At 39.6% G+C, this 20099-nt stretch carries 17 protein-coding genes and 1 riboswitch; of the genes, 8 read left to right on the top strand and 9 right to left on the bottom strand.

Annotated elements, in window-relative coordinates:
* Position 1: 1 nt before the first annotated feature.
* Positions 2–946: a phosphoserine phosphatase gene (gene serB, locus A3GE_RS0100825; protein WP_018355388.1), complete on the bottom strand. Its 945-nt coding sequence runs from the start codon at positions 944–946 to the stop codon at positions 2–4.
* Positions 947–1016: 70 nt separating this feature from the next.
* On the opposite strand from serB, the gene A3GE_RS0100820 reads away from it, so the two are divergent.
* Positions 1017–1685 carry a YtjB family periplasmic protein gene (locus A3GE_RS0100820; RefSeq protein WP_018355387.1) on the top strand — a complete coding sequence of 223 codons (669 nt, stop codon included), beginning with the start codon at positions 1017–1019 and terminating at the stop codon, positions 1683–1685.
* Positions 1686–1790: 105 nt separating this feature from the next.
* A complete protein-coding gene (gene tkt / locus A3GE_RS0100815; RefSeq protein ID WP_018355386.1) occupies positions 1791–3788 on the top strand; it encodes a transketolase in 1998 nt (665 codons plus the stop codon).
* Positions 3789–4093: 305 nt separating this feature from the next.
* Here the strand turns inward: tkt and A3GE_RS0100810 are convergent, their stop codons facing one another.
* The 3 genes from A3GE_RS0100810 to A3GE_RS12105 all read right to left on the bottom strand — a co-directional run bounded on the left by A3GE_RS0100810 (position 4094) and on the right by A3GE_RS12105 (position 5510).
* Positions 4094–4543, bottom strand: a complete 450-nt coding sequence (locus tag A3GE_RS0100810; RefSeq protein ID WP_018355385.1) for a DUF805 domain-containing protein — start codon at positions 4541–4543, stop codon at positions 4094–4096.
* Positions 4544–4952: 409 nt separating this feature from the next.
* The gene (locus A3GE_RS0100800) at positions 4953–5228 is read right to left on the bottom strand and encodes a hypothetical protein (RefSeq protein WP_018355383.1); all 276 of its coding nucleotides are present in this window, start codon (positions 5226–5228) and stop codon (positions 4953–4955) included.
* A 108-nt stretch (positions 5229–5336) separates the two neighbouring features.
* Positions 5337–5510, bottom strand: a complete 174-nt coding sequence (locus tag A3GE_RS12105) for a hypothetical protein (RefSeq protein ID WP_018355382.1) — start codon at positions 5508–5510, stop codon at positions 5337–5339.
* A gap of 317 nt (positions 5511–5827) precedes the next feature.
* Positions 5828–5946: riboswitch (glycine riboswitch) on the top strand.
* 82 nt (positions 5947–6028) lie between these two features.
* On the opposite strand from A3GE_RS12105, the gene A3GE_RS0100790 reads away from it, so the two are divergent.
* Both A3GE_RS0100790 and raiA read left to right on the top strand, forming a co-directional pair.
* Positions 6029–7396: an alanine/glycine:cation symporter family protein gene (locus A3GE_RS0100790; protein WP_018355381.1), complete on the top strand. Its 1368-nt coding sequence runs from the start codon at positions 6029–6031 to the stop codon at positions 7394–7396.
* Between the two features lie 237 nt (positions 7397–7633).
* Positions 7634–7954: a ribosome-associated translation inhibitor RaiA gene (gene raiA, locus A3GE_RS0100785; RefSeq protein ID WP_018355380.1), complete on the top strand. Its 321-nt coding sequence runs from the start codon at positions 7634–7636 to the stop codon at positions 7952–7954.
* An 81-nt stretch (positions 7955–8035) separates the two neighbouring features.
* On the opposite strand, the gene A3GE_RS0100780 is transcribed toward raiA, so the two are convergent.
* The 4 genes from A3GE_RS0100780 to A3GE_RS0100765 form a co-directional block, all read right to left on the bottom strand.
* A complete protein-coding gene (locus tag A3GE_RS0100780) occupies positions 8036–9352 on the bottom strand; it encodes an MFS transporter (RefSeq protein ID WP_018355379.1) in 1317 nt (438 codons plus the stop codon).
* A 69-nt stretch (positions 9353–9421) separates the two neighbouring features.
* On the bottom strand, positions 9422–10165 hold the full coding sequence (menH, locus tag A3GE_RS0100775; protein ID WP_018355378.1) for a 2-succinyl-6-hydroxy-2,4-cyclohexadiene-1-carboxylate synthase: 744 nt from the start codon (positions 10163–10165) through the stop codon (positions 9422–9424).
* A gap of 31 nt (positions 10166–10196) precedes the next feature.
* The gene (gene menD / locus A3GE_RS0100770; protein WP_018355377.1) at positions 10197–11903 is read right to left on the bottom strand and encodes a 2-succinyl-5-enolpyruvyl-6-hydroxy-3-cyclohexene-1-carboxylic-acid synthase; all 1707 of its coding nucleotides are present in this window, start codon (positions 11901–11903) and stop codon (positions 10197–10199) included.
* On the bottom strand, positions 11894–13186 hold the full coding sequence (locus A3GE_RS0100765; RefSeq protein ID WP_018355376.1) for an isochorismate synthase: 1293 nt from the start codon (positions 13184–13186) through the stop codon (positions 11894–11896). The genes menD and A3GE_RS0100765 overlap by 10 nt, the downstream gene beginning before the upstream one ends.
* A 161-nt stretch (positions 13187–13347) precedes the next feature.
* Between A3GE_RS0100765 and A3GE_RS0100760 the strand changes: the two genes are divergently transcribed.
* The gene (locus A3GE_RS0100760) at positions 13348–14562 is read left to right on the top strand and encodes a pyridoxal phosphate-dependent aminotransferase (protein WP_018355375.1); all 1215 of its coding nucleotides are present in this window, start codon (positions 13348–13350) and stop codon (positions 14560–14562) included.
* Positions 14563–14636: 74 nt separating this feature from the next.
* Here A3GE_RS0100760 and typA read toward each other — a convergent pair whose 3' ends face one another.
* Positions 14637–16487 carry a translational GTPase TypA gene (gene typA / locus A3GE_RS0100755; RefSeq protein ID WP_018355374.1) on the bottom strand — a complete coding sequence of 617 codons (1851 nt, stop codon included), beginning with the start codon at positions 16485–16487 and terminating at the stop codon, positions 14637–14639.
* A 272-nt stretch (positions 16488–16759) separates the two neighbouring features.
* Here typA and glnA point away from each other — a divergent pair, with 272 nt between their 5' ends.
* The 3 genes from glnA (at position 16760) to A3GE_RS0100735 (ending at position 20099) form a co-directional block, all read left to right on the top strand.
* Positions 16760–18178, top strand: coding sequence for a glutamate--ammonia ligase (gene glnA / locus A3GE_RS0100750; protein ID WP_018355373.1), 1419 nt, complete (start codon positions 16760–16762; stop codon positions 18176–18178).
* 173 nt (positions 18179–18351) lie between these two features.
* Positions 18352–19470 carry an LPS O-antigen chain length determinant protein WzzB gene (locus tag A3GE_RS0100740; RefSeq protein WP_018355371.1) on the top strand — a complete coding sequence of 373 codons (1119 nt, stop codon included), beginning with the start codon at positions 18352–18354 and terminating at the stop codon, positions 19468–19470.
* Positions 19470–20099 (top strand): acetyltransferase, encoded by a 630-nt coding sequence (locus A3GE_RS0100735; protein ID WP_018355370.1) that lies wholly within the window; start codon positions 19470–19472, stop codon positions 20097–20099. The genes A3GE_RS0100740 and A3GE_RS0100735 overlap by 1 nt, the downstream gene beginning before the upstream one ends.

The raw sequence follows: 20099 nt of genomic DNA, 5'->3' as shown, positions 1-20099 counted from the left end.
GTTAAATTCTCTCTCTTGCACTTAAAAGACATAAAAGTGCGGTCAAGTCGGCAAAGTTTACCACAATTTGTGCTTGTTGTTGCACTTTGGGCTTTGCGTGGAAAGCGACCCCTAATCCCGCTACATTCATCATCGCTAAATCATTTGCACCATCGCCAATAGCAATGGTATTTTCAGGCTCAATATGGTATTCATCTCGTAAACGTTGAAGCGTGTGGGCTTTATATTGCGCATCCACAACATCACCTTTAACTAAACCTGTGAGCTTGCCATCCACAATATCAAATTGATTGGAGACGGCGCAGTCTAATTTCAATAAATCTTTCAAATAATCGGCGAAGTAAGTGAAACCGCCGGAGGCAATAGCGGTTTTCCAGCCATGTTCTTGTAAGGTTTGGAGAGTTTCCTGCAAACCGGGCATTAAGGGCAAATTTGATCGTACCTCTTGTAAAATACTTTCCGGTGCATCTTTTAATGTGCTGACTCGGCGACGTAAACTCTGTTCAAAATCCAGTTCGCCCCGCATCGCACTTTCGGTAATGGCGGAGACTAATTCACCCGTACCGGCAAGTTTAGCGATTTCATCAATACATTCAATTTGGATTGCGGTGGAATCCATATCCATCACTAATAATCCTTTTTCCGATAACTTAGCCTTGAAGTTCAGTGGGGCAATGTCTAAACCTAGCCCGTGTGCAATAGCAAGGAATGTATCCTGCCATTTACCTTTAAGTAAAACGATCGTATTTTTAGCCACATTCCAAGCATCAAAACACTGAAAATTTTGACCGCACTTTTGCTGAAATTGAGTGAGTGCGGAAAGGTTTAGTTGTGTACTATAGAGAATGAAATTATCTTCTAATAAGGCAAGGGAAGAATCGGGCAAAAGTGCGGTCGGAAATGTTGGGTATTTTTGTGTAATACTTGCAAGGTTTTGAATTTGCATAGAAAATCCTGTAAATTGTAAAAATTAAAACTATTCTAGCCGATTTAAGGGCGAATTGGGGAAAAATAACTTGCATTTAATTAAAGAAAAATTAACCAAATCAGTGATGCTGGTGCTGATTTTGATCTTTTGTTCTGGTGCGTTGGCGGTCATTTTGTTTGGTGTTCAGCAATTTAAAATAGGATCGCAGTTTGCTAATGTGAATCAGGTGGCTAATTTATCCCATATCCTTGTGCGTCAACAGGCTAATTTGTTTTCCGTATTGTTGGTGAATAATGCTGAAGCTGAAAAACTGACGGAAAACTTAGATAATTTTGTGCAGGAACATTTTGTGTTGGATGCTTCAATTTATAACGCACAAGGAAAATTATTGGCACAAAGTACCGAGTCGGAAAGTTTGCGTTTACGTTTAGGGCTTGAAACTAATGAGGAGAAAAACACTGGGCAACAAATTGTTGAGCCGATTTATTCTAATTTAGGTATTCAAGGTTTTTTGCGTGTAACCTTTGATGGTCAGTATGCGCAAACTTCCCAAGGTAAAATTAATCAAATTTTTCGTCAACTATACGGTGAGTTGATTGTGGTATTTTTATTAGGCGTAGTATTGGCGAGTTCCATTCACTATTTTTTAAGTCATTATCGTCGTGCTTATCGTAAATCAAATGAACCTAAAAAACTGGTTAATTTACCAATTAAATCTAATATTCAACGGTATCGTCAAAGACGGCGAAGAGTGTAACTTACGATAGTTCAGCGCTATTGCATAAAATTTCAATTATTTTGCCTAAATGACGAAATAAATAAGGTAGAATACGTAAAAACTTACTTTATACAGGAGAACAATATGGCAACTCGCAGACAATTAGCCAACGCAATCCGTTTCTTATCTATGGATGCGGTACAGAAAGCAAAATCAGGTCACCCTGGTGCCCCAATGGGGATGGCAGATATTGCCGAAGTATTATGGCGTGATTTTTTAAAACATAATCCAACCAATCCGAAATGGGCGGATCGCGACCGTTTTGTTTTATCCAACGGACATGGTTCGATGTTGATTTACAGCTTGTTACATTTAACAGGCTATGATCTTTCCATTGAAGATTTAAAACAGTTCCGACAATTACATTCTAAAACTCCGGGTCATCCTGAGTATGGTTATGCACCGGGTGTTGAAACCACAACAGGCCCGCTAGGGCAAGGTATCACCAATGCAGTAGGTATGGCGATTGCTGAAAAAACCTTAGGTGGTCAATTTAACCGTGAAGGTCATGACATTGTCGATCACTCCACTTATGTATTCTTAGGTGACGGCTGTTTGATGGAAGGTGTTTCTCACGAGGCTTGCTCTTTAGCGGGTACGCTCGGTTTAGGGAAATTAATCGCTTTCTATGATGACAACAATATTTCCATTGATGGCCACGTTGACGGCTGGTTCAGTGATGATACCGCAGCCCGTTTTGAAGCTTACGGCTGGCAGGTGATTCGTAATGTAGATGGTCATGATGCGGAACAAATTCGTGCGGCGACCCTTCTCGCTCAAGGGGAAAAAGAAAAACCGACTTTAATTATTTGCAAAACTATTATCGGTTTTGGCTCACCAAATAAAGCAAACTCTCACGACAGCCATGGTGCACCTTTAGGTGATGAAGAAATCGCTTTAACCCGCCAAGCTTTAAATTGGGATTATGCACCGTTTGAAATTCCGGCGGAATACTATGCGGAGTGGGATGCAAAAGCGAAAGGGGCTGAAGCGGAAAAATCTTGGGAAGAAAAATTTGCTGCTTACGAAAAAGCCTATCCGGAGCTGGCGGCTGAATTTAAACGTCGTATGGCAGGCGAATTACCGACAGATTGGTCAAAATACTCACAAGCCTTCATTGAAAAATTACAAGCTAACCCGGTGAGCATTGCAAGCCGCAAAGCCTCACAGAATGCCATTGAAGCCTATGCTCAGGTATTACCTGAGTTTTTAGGCGGTTCGGCAGATTTAGCAAGCTCCAACCTCACCTTATGGAGCGGTTCGAAACCAATCCGTGCCCATGAAAACGTTGGCGGAAACTACATCAACTACGGGGTGCGTGAATTCGGTATGTCAGCCATCATGAATGGTATCGCTTTACATGGTGGTTTCATTCCTTATGGTGCAACTTTCTTAATGTTCTACGAATATGCCCATAACGCAGTACGTATGGCGGCATTAATGAAATTACGCAACCTCTTTGTTTATACCCACGATTCCATCGGTTTAGGGGAAGACGGTCCAACCCATCAACCGGTAGAACAAACAGCCGCATTGCGTTTAATTCCGAATCTTGAAACATGGCGTCCGTGCGACCAAGTGGAATCAGCAGTGGCATGGCAACAAGCGGTAGAACGTCAAGATGGCCCTAGTGCATTAATTTTCACCCGTCAAAACTTGGCGCAAATTGACCGCACTTCCGAGCAATTAGCCAATGTGGCGCGCGGTGCATATATCTTAAAAGACAGCAACGGTACAGCGGATTTAATTTTGATTGCGACAGGTTCTGAAGTGGAACTTGCGATCAAAGCGGCAGACGTGCTTGCAGCAGAAGGTAAAAACGTGCGTGTGGTTTCAATGCCAAGCACCAACCGTTTCGACAAACAAGATGAAGCATACCGTGAAAGTGTCTTGCCTTCTTCTGTGACCAAACGCGTAGCGATTGAAGCGGGCATTTCTGATTTCTGGTACAAATACGTAGGCTTCGGCGGCCGTATTGTAGGGATGAATTCATTCGGTGAATCTGCACCGGCAGATCAATTATTCAAATTGTTCGGCTTCACCGTGGATAATGTGGTGACGACAGCGAAAGAAATTTTGTAATTTTAAACTTCAAAGGGTGGAATATATCCACCCTTTTTTGTTGCATTAGATTTTGATGATTGTTCTAACACTTTAGAATGCGGTGCTAATTAACGGCATTTACATACACTCGAACCATATTTGTTTCCACTGGGTAAACATTCACAGGCTTCCCCATCCCTATCTAAAGAAGTTAATCCATATCTTACCATATAGGCTTGTGCTCCCTCTTGAGTGGAAAAATCTGAACATCTTACTTTGGTAAGAATAAGAAGGTAATATTGCTAAAGATAAAGCAGAGAGTGATATTAATATTTTAGATTTCATCATTTAGGTAGACCATATTCATTTTCAACATCACTTGGACTGCAAGCTAAGTATATAAATAACCCAATAAATATAAGATATTCATATGGGAATGAGTAACCTATCAATTGGTCATAAATAGCAACTATATAATCAGAAAGATAATTATAAGCAATATTTAGTAAGTAAATAAAAATAGCTAATCCACCTGATATGCCCACATCATGAGAACGCCTAATGAAAATAAATAAAACAGGGATTCTAATAAATAGAGGCTCTATAATCCCTAGTAGATCTAATAGAGAGTCAAAATTAAGGGGTGGATATATTTCTGGTAATTTAAAAATAATAAAGAATAGTGAAATTCGAGTAAGTATAAAATAAAGAAAAACAAAAAATATAAATTCTTTTCTTGTTGCTCTTCCTGAGAAATTAAAGATATTTTTAAAGGATCTAACTATGTCATCCATTAGTACATTCCTTTATTATTCATTTTTTGTAGATTATCACAGGATTCTTGGAGATTTAGATTACAAGCCTTAGAACAACTGACTAAGTCATACCAATGTATCTGAGGATAATTTGTGAATGCAAATAAAACCGCGATAATAATAAATAGATTTAAAATACCACAAATAATTTTTTCTTTCATTATAATAATCACCAAAATAAACACATTAGACCTCCGATTACTACAATAAAAATTGTACAAAATCTAATGCAGTCCACATTAGTTCATTAGATTTTAAAATAGTTAAATGCGGCATAGATGATAAGAGTAAATTAAAATTTCCAAAAAATACTAGTGATTAATATATAAACCATCTATAAATTCAAGTGATTTATTTATTTTTTAGTCCTATATTTTATTAAATAAAATTATTCTATCGGCTCATCTTCTTCTGCTAAATCAAGATTTGTTACAAACCCATTACCAAAATAATGCTTATATAAAACATCACGAATATACTCTGATAAGGTGCAATTATTTAGGTTGGCTAATTTTTCTAAATCATTTTTTAGTTTTTTATGACAGGCAATTTTAGAAGGGATATTTTTCTTTCCTAAAATAGGCATTTCTAAATTTACTTTATTTTCTGAAGTCGGAAATTTAATTTTTCTCTCATAATTTTTATCAAAATATTTTCTACGCATTTGCTGTACCGCAATTTTTCCGTAACAATGTTCAATTAAAATTTCTCGGATGCTATTTGCAACAGAGTAACCATTTTCAGTAATATATTGATAGAGGATATTTGGTAGCTAAATTCTAATTTCAGCATTAAAATCTTTATCTAGGTTAGGTAAAATTTCTCCTTTTTCTGTTACTTCTTCAAGATTTTTTAGCGGAATAACCTTGTTTTTGCCCAAGTAATTTAAAATTTCTTTTTTGATTTCTTTTCTATTATTCTTATTAAGATCAAACAGCAACCACATTTTAGATTTCCTGAAAAATTAATCACTCTTTTTATTCTACTATGTAATTGTTTTATTAGCGTTAAAAATCATAGAGACTTTTTAGGTTAAAAAATAATCAAAAATGTCATTGTGAATCTCAAATATTGTGTGAGCTGGCTCTGTTAAAATCATGGTATTACATTGATCAATTTTCTTGATTTTGCTAGAATCCGCCCCGTTTTTCCTGACGTATCAGGGAAAATGAGTTCGGATGAAGGTAGCTGGAGAGTAGGGAATGAACCCTACGCCGACGATGTAAAATCTTTCAGGCGCGCGTAAGTGCAGGGACTGTTACTGGACGAACCCTTGGAGAGATCCATTGCAGAATGCTGTAAATGGACGCCGAAGGCGCAAAAGAGCGGTGGTTTTTCACGCCGTTTTCCAAACGCTCAGGCAAAAGGACAGGGGCTGAAAGACAATCTGTATTTTATTTCTTTTCACGGATGCTTTTCGTCTCCTTGTCGCATTTTTGTTTTTTTAGACGACGAGGAATCACAATGTCATTTACGACAATTTTATCTGCTATTGATAGTTTCATTTGGGGGCCACCGTTACTGATTTTATTATCGGGAACGGGGCTTTATTTCACTTTACGTTTAGGTTTCATTCAAATCCGTTATTTACCCCTTGCGATTAGTTATTTGTTTAAAAAAGAACGTGGCGGAAAGGGGGATGTGTCTTCTTTTGCTGCACTCAGTACCGCTTTAGCAGCAACAATCGGAACGGGGAATATTGTCGGTGTGGCGACAGCTGTACAGGCTGGGGGACCCGGTGCGATCTTTTGGATGTGGCTGGTGGCATTGCTTGGTATGGCGACGAAGTATGCGGAATGTTTACTGGCGGTAAAATATCGGGTGAAAGATCGCCGGGGGTTTATGTCAGGTGGGCCAATGTATTATATTGAGCTTGGTTTAGGCATCAAATGGCTTGCCAAGATGTTTGCGGTGTTTGGTGTGTTGGTGGCGTTTTTCGGTATCGGCACATTTCCACAAGTGAATGCAATTACGCACGCCATGGAAGATACTTTTCATATTCCGGTCATTATCACTGCTGTTGTGGTGACGGTGTTAGTGGCAATGATTATTCTAGGCGGTGTAAAACGCATTGCCACTGCATCGTCGATCATTGTGCCTTTTATGGCGATTTCTTATGTACTTGTATCAACAATTATCATTTTATTAAATTGGGAACGGGTACCGAATGCCGTGATGTTGATTATTCGTAGTGCCTTTGATCCGCAATCGGCACTGGGTGGCATATTAGGTTTTACGGTAATGAAAGCCATTCAATCGGGAGTGGCAAGGGGGATTTTCTCCAATGAATCCGGTTTAGGGAGTGCGCCTATTGCCGCTGCTGCTGCACAAACACGAGAGCCGGTTCGTCAAGGTCTTATTTCAATGACCGGAACATTTTTAGATACCATTATTGTGTGTTCGATGAGCGGCATTGTATTGGTTTTGACCGGAGCATGGAGCAATTCCGAACTTGCCGGTGCAGCAGTTACTAATGCTGCATTTGCACAGGGGCTAGGATTAGATTTAGGCGCAACTGTTGTTACCGTAGGTTTATTATTTTTTGCATTCACGACTATTTTAGGTTGGTGTTATTACGGTGAACGCTGTTTCGTGTATTTGGTTGGAACACGTGGTATTCGTTTATATCGCTTGATATTTATTATTTTGGTGGGGATCGGCTCATTCTTAAAATTAGATTTGATCTGGATTTTAGCGGATATTGTTAATGGTTTAATGGCATTTCCAAATTTAATTGCATTAATCGGATTACGTAAAGTTGTGATTGAAGAAACTAAAGATTATTTTGCTCGTTTAAAAATCAATCATCATGGACGAGATGACGTGCTTTAGTTTAATAGAAAAACGAAAAGGATGCTGAGGCATCCTTTTTTCTTACAGCTGGTTATAGTAACAATATTTTATGAAAAGAAAACAAGTAATATTTATAAATGGGATCTAGATCATATTTTTTAATATTACTTATTTTTTTCATACAGAAATGACTTGAAAAAGCCTGTTCAGGGGGCTATTTTGATATTAGTTCAAACCGAACCGAAAGGTTCTTAACAACGCAAAGAGGTAAATGTTATGACATTAAATATCACCAGCAAACAAATGGAAATCACCCCTGCAATTCGTGAACATGTGGAAAACCGTTTAGCTAAATTGGAAAAATGGCATACACAATTAATTAACCCCCATTTTGTGTTAAATAAGGTGCCGAATGGTTTTTCCGTTGAGGCTTCCATTGGTACGCCACTTGGTAATTTAATTGCTACTGCAACGGCTGATGATATGTATAAAGCAATCAATGAAGTGGAAGAAAAATTGGAGCGTCAGTTAAATAAATTACAGCATAAAGGGGAATCCCGTCGTGCAGATGAGCGTTTAAAAGATTCATTTGAATAGAAATACGGTCATTTTTAAAGCGATTTTTTAGGAAAAAATGCCAAGGTGTTGCTACCTTGGCATTTGTGTTTTTATGAACCATTAAATTTGGGTTAGATCAACGTTTTTTGTTTCTTTCGAAGCAAGTAATGCCAACAAGGTCATTAATGCATTAATCGCCAAATAAATCCCTACACCCATGACACCAAATGAAGCGTTGATTTTCAATGAGATCATGGCAGCAATGGTTGCACCAATAATAGAAGCCAAGTTATAGGCAAGAGACGCACCGGAATAGCGCACTTCAGTTGGGAATAATTCAGGTAATAGTGCAGCCATTGGACCAAAAGTCATCCCCATTATTGCCATACCGATGACAAGGAAAGCGAATACGCTGATTGGTGTGCCGTTTTGTAAGAACACGGGCATAGATAACCCAAGTACGCCAATGGCGAGCGTAACCCAAATCAGCCATTTACGACGCCCGATTTTATCGGCATAAATACCGGAAATACTAATAAAAATACCGAAAACAATAGCGCTGATTAATAGTAAACCTGTAAAGGTATTTGCCGGAATCCCTAATCCGAGAGGATGACCGGCTTCGGAAAGATTTGGTGCGGTACGTGAATAGGCTTGTGCAAAGGCGGTCATAATGTAGAAAAGTGAATAGGTTGCAACCATAATGAATGTTCCAATCACCATAGGTTTTAAGTGCTTAGTAAATACGACACTCACCGGTGCGTTTAATTTTTTACCTTTTTGTTCTGCTTCAATGAAAACATGGCTTTCATGTAGGGTTAAACGAACGTATAAGCCGACAAATACCAATAGTACGGAAGAGATAAAAGGAATTCGCCAAGCCCATTCAACCAGTGCTTCTTGACCCCAAAAATAGCTTACTAAGAAGAAAGTACCATTAGCAACAAATAAACCGATAGGAGCGCCTAACTGTGGAAATGTACCGTACCATGCACGTTTGCCTTCCGGTGCATTTTCTGTTGCAACTAAAGCCGCCCCACCCCATTCTCCGCCAAGACCGATGCCTTGTCCTACGCGACAAATACAAAGCAAAATCGGTGCCCAAATACCAATTTGAGCATAGTTGGGCAATAAACCGATAATCACTGTGGAGCCTCCCATAAGCAGGAGAGAGGCGACAAGGGTTTTTTTACGTCCGATTTTATCTCCAAAGTGTCCAAATAATGCCGAGCCGATAGGGCGGGCAAAAAAGGCTAAGGCTAGGGTTGAAAGGGAAAGAAGATCATTTGAAAGGGGATCATCGCTATGGAAAAACTGGGTATTGAACACCAGCACGGCAGCTGCCGCATAGATATAATAATCAAAAAATTCAATTGCTGTACCGACCATTGAGGCAAGCGCCACCTTCATCGGATTATTGCGAAGTTGTGCTGTCATATTGCTTTCCTTAGAAAATGTAAGATAAAAAACTTTATAAATACAAAGGCTTAAATCCTAGCATTTCCTTTAAAATTGAGCAATTTCTAAAATAATATTCTCAAGTTTTTTAGCAAATAGGAGAGGATTTTCCAAATGTGCGTTATGCCCTGCATTAGGAATGGTGGTTAAATTGAGTTGCTCAGAATGAGCAAGGGCTTGGAATTTGAGATCCTGCTCACCGCAAAAATAAAAAAACGGCAGAGAACTTGACCGCACTTTTTCACGGAAATCAGGTTGTTTGGCAAGACTGGTGGCAAGCAACATTTTTCCAATGTTAGCGCCACAATTCGTTTTTCGTTTCTCAACGAGTTTTGCCTGTTGATGAGCGGTTAAATGGGAAAACACAGGCTGTTTATACCAATCCTCCAACACATTTTCAGGAGATTCACAAGTAAATCGCTTTGCCCAATGGGTATCATTTTGCCAGCGAGCCTGTTTTTCTTCCTCCGTTTTTAAGCCTAAATTTGCCCCTTCCAAAACAACGGCTTGTAAACATCCCCTTTCAACATTGGCTTGTAAGGCGTAGTGCATGGCAATGCGTCCGCCAAGGGAATAGCCCACCAGAAAATAGGGTTCGTTTTTGACCGCACTTTGGATTTGTTTAGAAAGATATTCAGTTGTGTCGTTAAAACTATAGACAGGGGTTTCCTTTGCTTTGCCATGGAAGGGTAAATCAATAGAAATACAGTGAAAGTGCGGTAGATTTTCGATGACTTTTTGCCAATCGGAGGCGGTGCCAAGAAGACCATGGAGAAAAATAATATTCATCATAAAACAAAGGGCGGAATACACCCTTATTTTCCTATGCGCCAATCACCGCATGGCTGATTTGTTCAATTAAACGTTTGTAAATGTTGCTACCGTCATTCGGATTTGTTTTGATCTCAATCAGCGTGGTTTTACGGCGGGTATAGGCTTGTTTTAACACACTACCTAAATCAGCCCAAGTGTAAGGGTGAGCGTATTTTATATCAAACATTGCGGCAATTTGTGAGAAATCGCCGTTATGCGGTAAGCGATAAAAACGGTCTTTGACCTCTTCATCTACCGGCAACATATCAAAAATCGCACCGCCATTATTGTTGATTACAAAGATAATAGTCGGTTGCATCACATTTTTGAAAAGCGCAAGGGAATTGAGATCGTATAACGTTGAGGTGTCACCAATCATTGCTACAACGGGTTGGTTGGCGCCTACGCCAATTCCGGCAGCCGTCGCCAATAAACCATCAATCCCGCTTGCACCACGATTGGTATAAATCGGGTAGCCTTCAGGAAGTTTGGTGAGAGCATCCACAAGGCGTACAAATAAACTATTGCCAAGGAACAAGATCCCATTGTAGGGCAACACTCGTTCAATGTGATGGGCAAGGGAGGCTTCGTTTAAATTTCCACCCACTTGTTGTTCGATAAAACCGGCGCAGAATTTTGATAACGCAAGAGGTTCCAACAACCAAGGTTTTTGACGAAGAGGAGGGTGCGCTCGAAACCAGTGATGAGCTTTTGCATTAAAACGTGTATGCGTATGATGGTAAGGATCAACGGCTTTTTGCGTTTGTTCCACAATCCAAAATTCACCTTTGAAGGTTTGTAAAAACTGGTTAATACGTTTGCTGATAAAACGTGATCCGAATTGAATCACTATATCTGCTTGTAATAATTTTTCACGAACAGTTTGGTTGGCAAGCCAAATGTCGGCATAAGGAGTCATTGGTTCCACACCGGATTGAATATCGGTTAATAACACCCAGCCCATTGTGGTGGCCCAAGCATTAATGCCCATAGCTTGTTCCATTGGGAGTTGTCCGACTACTATCACCCCACGTTTGGTACGCCAGTGATCCCAATTTTCATGCATCATCACTTCTTGCTGTTGGGATTCATGGTTGATCCAAGGCTTATTGTGTGAAAGCCAACGTTGAAGAGGTTGTAGCCAAGGATGTGTGTCGATAGCATTTTCCGAAGCTTCGTAAAGCGGTTCGGCAAAAGGCACATTAATATGAACTACGCCACCCTGTTGTGTTTGCTGAAATATTGCTTGTTCAAGCAAGGAGACTAACCATTGTACGGAATAGTCCGTATTTGGCTTTGGCAGGTTTACATTGGCAACAGGATAGTCGCCAAACATATTTTGTTGCAAGATGGCTTGATTTGCACCGCATTCCCATAGTTCAGGCGGACGATCTGCTGTTAAAACAACGAGTCCAACACCGCTTTGGCGTGCTTCAATAATTGCCGGATAAAGGTTTGCCGCAGCCGTACCTGAGGTAACGATAATTGCCACAGGCGATTGGGTGGATTTGGCAATACCAAGGGCAAAAAAGCCTAAACCACGCTCATCAAAATGGCTATAACAGGCGGCGCGACCGGCATTTTGTAAGCGTACGGCTTCAAGTGTTAAAGGGGTTGAACGTGAACCGGGCGCAATACAGAAATGGGAAATGCCTTGGCGTACCAAGGTTTCTAAAATCACTTTTGACCAACAACGATTAAACACGCTTACAGACATTCTTTTTCTCCATAATTATTTTCTGCAAAAAGGGATATTAATCCCGATGCCTTACGTTCAATTTCTTTCCACTCTGCTAAAGGTTCGGAGCCTTCAACAATCCCCGCGCCGGCAAAGACTCGAATCCGATTTCCCTCAATAAAAGCAGAGCGGATTGCCACACAAAATTCCGTATAAGCCTCGCTCATCAATCCTAATGTGCCCGCATACCAACCACGATCGAAGGTTTCAATTTCTGATAAGATTATTCTTGCTTGTTGTTGAGGTAAACCGGAAACCGCAGCCGTAGGGTGAATCGCTTTGAGTAGTGTAGAATCCCGATAATGTGCGGTCAAATTTGCCCGAATTTTTCGCAACAAATGCTGGACTTTACGCAAAGGCTTGAGTTCTACTTCGCTGACGTCAAAAGATTCCACCATAGAATGAATATTTTGTGAAATATCTTGCACCACAAGCCAGTTTTCGTTCAAATTTTTTTCATCATTTAATAACCATTCTGCTTGTTGCTGATTTTCTTCTGGATCAGCCGTAATCGGTGCTGTGCCGGCAAGGGCTTCCGTTAAAAACAGATTGTATTCACGGGCAAATAAGCGTTCCGGTGTTGAACCCATAAATGTTGAATGAGGATTTTCAGCCCATAAAAAATGGTAGCACCCATGATTTTGACGTTCACTTTCCGCAAGGAAATCATAGGGATTGATGGCTTGTTTTAAATAAAAAACCGTTTCATTAGCTAAAACAAGCTTAGTAAGCTCTCCCTGTTTTATTTCATACAGAGCTTGATTGACCCAATCGCACCACATTTGTTTATTTGCCCGTTGCTCGGTATGTAAGGGAATTTGTTTCGGGAGTGCGCAAAGTGCGGTTGTTTTTGGCAAAGTTTTTAATTGTTTCAATGCGATTTGTGCAGAGGTTTTGTCTTCCACAAAACAACTAATAGTGGTGGTGTTTTCATTTTCTTCTAACAATAGCAAAGGCAAAATAAATTGCCCGCTTCCCTGAAATTGTAAACCGCCTATAAGGGGGAAATGATGTTCCTCAATAAAAGTTTGGGCTAAATTAAGCTGAGAAAATGACCGCACTTGACCGATAGCAGCGAAGCGCTTATTTTCGTCACGAAAATGCAAATAAAATTGTGGATAAGTGTGCTGGGCTTTTAGCCATGCCAATAAATTGACATTAGTGATCTCCATTCGGAAACATGCCATATCCTTTTTTTCTTGCCGCAAATAGCCCTCAATTTGCAAACTTAATTGGTTTGCAGCTTGCTCTAAACTACCCATTAGAAATTATTTAAATTTATAGTAAAAATTATCCAATATTCTACCGCAGTTTGCTTGTTACAAAAAATTTTTTTACAAAATCTTTTCAAGATTGAAAATTCAGCGTAAATTAGGTGTTCACAGACCCAAAGCACTTTGCACAAAAATAAAAGGAATTAGATATGCGATTATTCCCCAAATCCGATAAATTGGAACATGTTTGTTATGACATTCGCGGACCGGTACACAAAGAAGCGCTCCGTTTGGAAGAAGAAGGCAATAAAATTTTAAAATTAAATATTGGTAATCCTGCGCCATTTGGTTTTGAAGCACCGGATGAAATTTTGGTAGATGTGCTGCGTAATTTGCCTTCCGCACAAGGTTATTGTGATTCCAAAGGATTGTATTCTGCCCGTAAAGCCATTGTGCAATATTATCAATCAAAGGGCATCCAAGGCTCAACGGTGAACGATGTCTATATTGGCAATGGCGTGTCTGAGCTGATTACTATGGCAATGCAAGCCTTATTAAATGATGGTGATGAAGTCTTAGTACCAATGCCTGACTATCCATTATGGACCGCTGCAGTGACCCTCTCCGGTGGTAAAGCCGTGCATTATTTGTGTGATGAGGAATCGGATTGGTTCCCTGATATTGCTGATATTAAGGCGAAAGTGAATGGCAAAACCAAAGCCATTGTGGTTATCAACCCGAACAACCCAACCGGTGCGGTATATAGCAAAGCCTTGTTGGAAGAAATTGTGGAAGTGGCTCGTCAACATAATCTGATTATTTTTGCGGACGAAATTTACGACAAAATTTTATATGATGATGCTGTTCATCATCATATTGCGGCATTAGCACCTGATTTATTAACAGTGACTTTTAATGGTTTATCGAAAGCTTACCGTGTCGCCGGTTTCCGTCAAGGTTGGATGATTCTAAATGGTCCGAAAAATCATGCGAAAGGCTATATTGAAGGCTTGGATATGCTGGCTTCAATGCGTTTGTGTGCCAATGTACCAATGCAGCATGCGATTCAGACAGCGTTAGGCGGTTATCAAAGTATTAATGAATTTATTTTGCCGGGCGGTCGTTTATTGGCACAACGCAATAAAGCCTATGAGTTGATCACGCAAATTCCCGGCATTAGTTGCGTGAAGCCTATGGGGGCACTTTATATGTTCCCGAAAATTGATGTGAAAAAATTTAATGTTCACAGTGATGAAAAAATGGTGTTGGATTTACTCCGCCAAGAAAAAGTGTTGCTTGTTCATGGTAAAGGGTTTAATTGGCACTCACCGGATCACTTCCGAATTGTCACTTTGCCTTATGTGAATCAGTTGGAGGAAGCGATTACAAAGTTAGGGCGTTTCCTAGAGAATTATCATCAATAAGAAAAAGTGCGGTGAAAATTAACCGCACTTTCAATGTAAAAAAATGGAATCATCGCGCTGATTCCATTTTTTGTTTAGTGAGTACTTGTGCTGGTTGTGGTTCGACTTGCCCGCTTACGATCGTTTTCCGTCAAAAGTTTTTTGCGAATGCGGATCGATTCAGGCGTCACTTCCACTAATTCGTCATCATCAATAAATTCAATGGCTTGTTCGAGGCTGAATTTTACTGGTGTGGTGAGTACAATGGCATCATCCTTACCCGATGCACGCATATTGGTGAGTTTTTTACCTTGCAAGCAGTTGACGGTTAAATCGTTCGAACGGCTATGGATACCAATGATCTGCCCTTCATACACTTCTACGTTGGCATCGATCATTAACTTGCCGCGTTCTTGTAAACCGAATAAGGCATAGGCAAGGGCTTTACCTGTTGCGTTAGAAATTAATACACCATTTTTACGTTGACCGATTTCGCCGCCTTTGATGTCATCATAATGGCTGAAGCTGGAGTAAAGTAAACCGGTACCGGAAGTCATCGTCATAAATTCACCACGGAAGCCGATTAAGCCACGGCTTGGAATGATGTATTCTAAACGAACACGGCCTTTACCGTCCGGTAACATATCACGTACTTCACCTTTACGAATACCTAAGGCTTCCATCACAGAACCTTGGTGCTGCTCTTCTACATCGATAGTGACTTGTTCGTAAGGCTCTTGTTTTTTACCATCAATTTCACGATAGATGACTTTTGGACGGGAAACGGCGAGTTCATAGCCTTCACGGCGCATATTTTCAATCAATACTGAAAGGTGTAATTCGCCTCGACCGGAGACACGGAATTCGTCCGGGTTCGGAGTTTCTTCCACACGCAACGCCACATTGTGTACCAATTCTTTATTTAAGCGCTCAAGAATTTGACGTGAAGTGACATATTTTCCTTCCTGACCGGCAAACGGTGAAGTATTCACGCAGAAGAACATCGTAACGGTCGGTTCATCAACGGTTAATGACGGTAAGGCTTCAACGGCATTGATATCGCAGATGGTATCGGAAATATTGAGCTCGCCTAAACCGGTAATTGCCACGATATCGCCTGCATAGGTCATTTCTTCTTCATAACGCTGTAAACCAAGGTGTCCAAGCACTTGACTAACACGCCCTTGACGGGTTTTGCCTTCGCTATTAATGATAGTGACCGGTTGATTTGGTTTAATCGAACCACGTTTAATGCGACCGATACCAATTACCCCAACATAGCTGTTGTAGTCTAATTGGGAAATTTGCATTTGGAACGGTGCATCTAATTCCACTTTTGGTGGTTCAACGTGTTTAACAATGGCTTCAAATAGCGGTGTCATATCTTCTGCTAATTCTTCATGTTCTAAACCGGCAACACCATTCAGTGCAGAAGCATAAATAATCGGGAAATCTAACTGTTCATCAGTTGCCCCGAGGTTGACAAAGAGATCGAATACTTGATCCACCACCCAATCAGGGCGGGCACCCGGACGGTCCACTTTGTTGATTACAACAATCGGTTTTAATCCGTGAGCAAAGGCTTTTTGAGTAACGAAACGGGTTTGTGGCATCGGGCCGTCAAAGGCATCCACCACTAAAAGTACAGAATCGACCATTGAAAGAACACGTTCTACTTCACCGCCAAAGTCAGCATGTCCCGGTGTATCGACAATGTTGATACGGTAATCATTCCAATTAATTGCGGTGTTTTTGGCAAGAATCGTAATGCCACGTTCTTTTTCGAGATCATTAGAATCCATCACACGTTCATCTATATCGCCACGTGTTGCTTCAAAAGTACCGGATTGTTGAAGAAGTTTATCTACAAGTGTGGTTTTGCCATGGTCAACGTGCGCGATAATCGCAATATTGCGCAGTTTGTTAATATCAATTTTGTTTGTCATTGCTTATTCTGAATAGGTTATGTAGGGTGTATGAAACAGGGTTTCACGCACGAATTAAAAGGTCTGTTGTTTTCGTGCGTGGGTTGCAGGCAATTCACACTCCCTACGCGGTAAATTGCCCCTATTTTGGCACGAAAGGGCGGGAATTATACATGACTTTTATATTGCCCGCTATGTTAAATCAGAAAAATAAATCCAATGAAAAGCGCGAGGGATTACGCTATAATGTGCCCTATTTTAATAATCCTTACCCAGCAAATAGAGGAACTACTATGTCAAACGCAAATGCCATCGCTAATGTATTTAAACTTATTGAAGAAAATGATATTAAATTCGTGCTTCTTCGATTTACTGATATTAAAGGTAAAGAACACGGCGTATCTATTCCGGTTAATCTTGTGGATGAAGATATGTTTGAAGACGGTAAAATGTTTGACGGTTCATCCGTAGAAGGTTGGAAAACTATCAATAAAGCCGATATGCTTTTAATGCCAATGGCTGAAACCGCCGTTGTCGATCCGTTTGCGCAAATCCCGACGCTTTCGCTTCGTTGTAGTGTGTATGAACCTACTACGATGCAAAGTTATGATCGTGATCCTCGTTCTATTGCGATTCGTGCTGAAAATTATATGCGTTCTACCGGTATTGCCGATCAAGCATTCTTTGGTCCTGAACCGGAATTCTTTTTATTTGACGATGTGCGTTTTGACATTTCTATGAACCGTGCTTCTTTCTCTGTTGATGACATAGAAGCAGCATGGAATACCAATAAAAAATATGAGGGAGGCAATAATGCTTACCGTCCGCTTAAAAAAGGCGGTTATTGTGCCGTTGCACCAATTGATAGTGCACACGACATTCGCTCTGAAATGTGTTTGCTTTTAGAAGAAATGGGATTAGTTATTGAGGCGCATCACCATGAAGTGGCAACAGCTGGTCAAAACGAGATTGCCACAAAATTCAACAGCTTAACCTTAAAAGCAGATGAAACCCAAATCTATAAATATGTTGTGCAAAACGTAGCGCTTGAACATGGTAAAACAGCGTGTTTTATGCCGAAACCGATTACCGGTGATAATGGTTCGGGGATGCACTGTAATATGTCATTAAGCAAAGAGGGTAAAAATATCTTCCAAGGCGATAAATATGCCGGTCTTTCTGAAACCGCACTTTACTATATCGGCGGTATCATCAAACACGCCAAAGCATTAAATGCCTTTACTAATCCAAGCACCAACTCTTATAAACGCTTAGTGCCGGGTTATGAAGCGCCGGTGTTATTGGCTTATTCTGCAAGCAACCGCTCCGCCTCAATCCGTATTCCTGCTGTGACAAGCCCGAAAGCGATTCGTATTGAAGCCCGTTTCCCCGATCCAATGGCAAACCCATATTTAGCTTTTGCTGCTTTATTAATGGCGGGGTTAGACGGTATCGTGAATAAACTCCATCCGGGCGATGCGATGGATAAAAACCTTTATGATTTACCACCGGAAGAACTTAAAGATATTCCAGCAGTAGCAAGCTCGCTTGAAGAAGCCTTGAATGCTTTAGATAAAGACTACGAATTTTTAACCCATGGTAATGTATTCAGTAAAGAGTTTGTGGAAGCCTTTATTAGCATCAAACGTAAAGAAGTGGAACGCTTGAATATGACCCCGCATCCGGTAGAGTTTGAGATGTATTATGCGTAATTTTTGCTAGGAAACGGTATGCCAAACAGAGAAAGTGCGGTTGATTTTGACCGCACTTTTTTAGTTTTGATTTACATCTATCTTACGTTCTTTATTCTCATCCTTGTGAAAGGAAGGAATATAGCCTAGAATACCCGCTTAATATTTATGGGATAAGCATTGAGGATTTTATAGTGAATAACACAAATGCAGCTAATAATGATGAGATTGATCTCATTGAATTGATTAAAGTTTTATGGAATAAGAAGATTTGGATTTTACTTTCTGCATTTGTATGCTCCTTGATTGCAGGTGTGTATGCATTTACTGCTAAAGAACAATGGACTTCTAAAGCGGAAGTGATAGAGCCTAAAATTTCTGACTTGGGAGAGTATTTTAATGTTCGTAAAGAATATGCTCGAATCTTAGGACAAGAGTTTGATGTTAATGGGTTGAGAAAATCATTATTTGATAAATTTAATCTGATGTCTGAATCTTTAGATACACGTAAAACTTTTTTTGAACAGTCAGACATTTATCAACAACTTTCGAAAAATAAAGAAGAGTTGTCAAAACGGCGTATTCTTTCTGATCTCATGACTAAAGATATTAATATTACTAAACCAGATCCTAAAAAAGAGCCGGATTTATTAGGGCGTAGAATAAAGTTTATAGCTGAAACACCACTTGAAGCGCAAGAAACATTACAGCAGTTTATTACTTTTGCAGGAAAAGAGGCTTATCAACTTGAAGTTGAAAATTTTCTCATTGACTTTAACGAAGTTGTTTCTGATTTAACTTATGAAAAAATAAGATTTGAGCGAGATCTTGCTATTCAAAAAAAGGTTCAATTAGAAAATTTAAACAATGCATTAAAAATTGCTCAAGAGGCAGGTATTAAAGATTATGCCAAATCGTTTGGTACAACTGCAGATAGTTTAGCCCAAGCCCTTGCTATGTCAGAAGTAAAATTACCTCTTTCCGATTCAAAATTGAGTGATGGTGCATATCTGTTTATGCTGGGTGAAAAATATTTAAAAGCTCAGGTTGAGGTGTTAAATCAAGAAGCGATTGTGTATCCACCGAGATATTATCAAGTTACTGCACAGTTAGAAGAATTAGAACCATTATTAAGAAAAGTAAAAGAATCTAAAGTAAATGCGTTTAGCTATCATGCTTCACCTGATTATCCAGTGATGAAGGATAAACCTAAGAAAGCCTTAATTCTTGTAATTGGGTTTATTATTGGGGTAATTTTATCTACTTTAATTATTTTATTCGCCTCAGTGATCCAAAACGGTAGAAAGGTATAATGAAGAAAAAAGTAATATTTATTGGTGCTGGTGGCTATGCAAAATCAGTACTGGATTCTTTAGATGATTCTCAATACGAGTTTTGCGGGTTTATTGATAACTTCAAACCAGAAGGGGCAACTCATTTAGGCTATCCCATTTTCGCAAAAACAATTGATGAGTTTAAGGAAAGAAATAATTATAGTTTTTTCATTAGTATTGGCAATAATAGCTACCGTTTGGAAAAATACTTAAAACTAGAAAAATACCAATGTAATATTATTAATGTAATTGATAGAACATCAATTATTTCTGATCATTCGACTTTAGGTAAAGGTGTATTTGTTGGAAAAATGGCAATTGTTAATAGCGGCGTTACTATCGGCAATAATGTTATTATTAACACAAAATCACTTGTGGAGCATGGTTGTTATATTGGTAATCATAGTAATATTTCTACAAACAGCACATTAAATGGTGATGTGATTGTTGAAGATTATTGTTTTATTGGAAGTTCATCTGTTATTACAGGACAGTTGAGGATTGGTGAAAGTGCGATTGTAGGTGCTGGTGCCGTAGTGATTCGTAATGTTAAACCACGAACAGTGGTGGCTGGAGTTCCCGCAAAATTAATTAAGGAAATTGAGTAA

This window comes from Rodentibacter pneumotropicus DSM 21403, from assembly GCF_000379905.1.
Lineage (GTDB): Bacteria > Pseudomonadota > Gammaproteobacteria > Enterobacterales > Pasteurellaceae > Rodentibacter > Rodentibacter pneumotropicus.
The sequence above is the reverse complement of the archived record's forward strand: the minus strand, read 5'-3'. Positions and strand labels throughout refer to the sequence as shown.

Bases quoted from the DNA above. Each gene is read 5' to 3' on its own strand.
- serB (WP_018355388.1), bottom strand. From the start codon at position 946: ATGCAAATTCAAAACCTTGCAAGTATTACACAAAAATACCCAACATTT.
- tkt (WP_018355386.1), top strand. From the start codon at position 1,791: ATGGCAACTCGCAGACAATTAGCCAACGCAATCCGTTTCTTATCTATG.
- A3GE_RS0100810 (WP_018355385.1), bottom strand. From the start codon at position 4,543: ATGGATGACATAGTTAGATCCTTTAAAAATATCTTTAATTTCTCAGGA.
- A3GE_RS0100800 (WP_018355383.1), bottom strand. From the start codon at position 5,228: ATGCGTAGAAAATATTTTGATAAAAATTATGAGAGAAAAATTAAATTT.
- A3GE_RS12105 (WP_018355382.1), bottom strand. From the start codon at position 5,510: ATGTGGTTGCTGTTTGATCTTAATAAGAATAATAGAAAAGAAATCAAA.
- A3GE_RS0100790 (WP_018355381.1), top strand. From the start codon at position 6,029: ATGTCATTTACGACAATTTTATCTGCTATTGATAGTTTCATTTGGGGG.
- raiA (WP_018355380.1), top strand. From the start codon at position 7,634: ATGACATTAAATATCACCAGCAAACAAATGGAAATCACCCCTGCAATT.
- A3GE_RS0100780 (WP_018355379.1), bottom strand. From the start codon at position 9,352: ATGACAGCACAACTTCGCAATAATCCGATGAAGGTGGCGCTTGCCTCA.
- menH (WP_018355378.1), bottom strand. From the start codon at position 10,165: ATGATGAATATTATTTTTCTCCATGGTCTTCTTGGCACCGCCTCCGAT.
- menD (WP_018355377.1), bottom strand. From the start codon at position 11,903: ATGTCTGTAAGCGTGTTTAATCGTTGTTGGTCAAAAGTGATTTTAGAA.
- A3GE_RS0100765 (WP_018355376.1), bottom strand. From the start codon at position 13,186: ATGGGTAGTTTAGAGCAAGCTGCAAACCAATTAAGTTTGCAAATTGAG.
- A3GE_RS0100760 (WP_018355375.1), top strand. From the start codon at position 13,348: ATGCGATTATTCCCCAAATCCGATAAATTGGAACATGTTTGTTATGAC.
- typA (WP_018355374.1), bottom strand. From the start codon at position 16,487: ATGACAAACAAAATTGATATTAACAAACTGCGCAATATTGCGATTATC.
- glnA (WP_018355373.1), top strand. From the start codon at position 16,760: ATGTCAAACGCAAATGCCATCGCTAATGTATTTAAACTTATTGAAGAA.
- A3GE_RS0100735 (WP_018355370.1), top strand. From the start codon at position 19,470: ATGAAGAAAAAAGTAATATTTATTGGTGCTGGTGGCTATGCAAAATCA.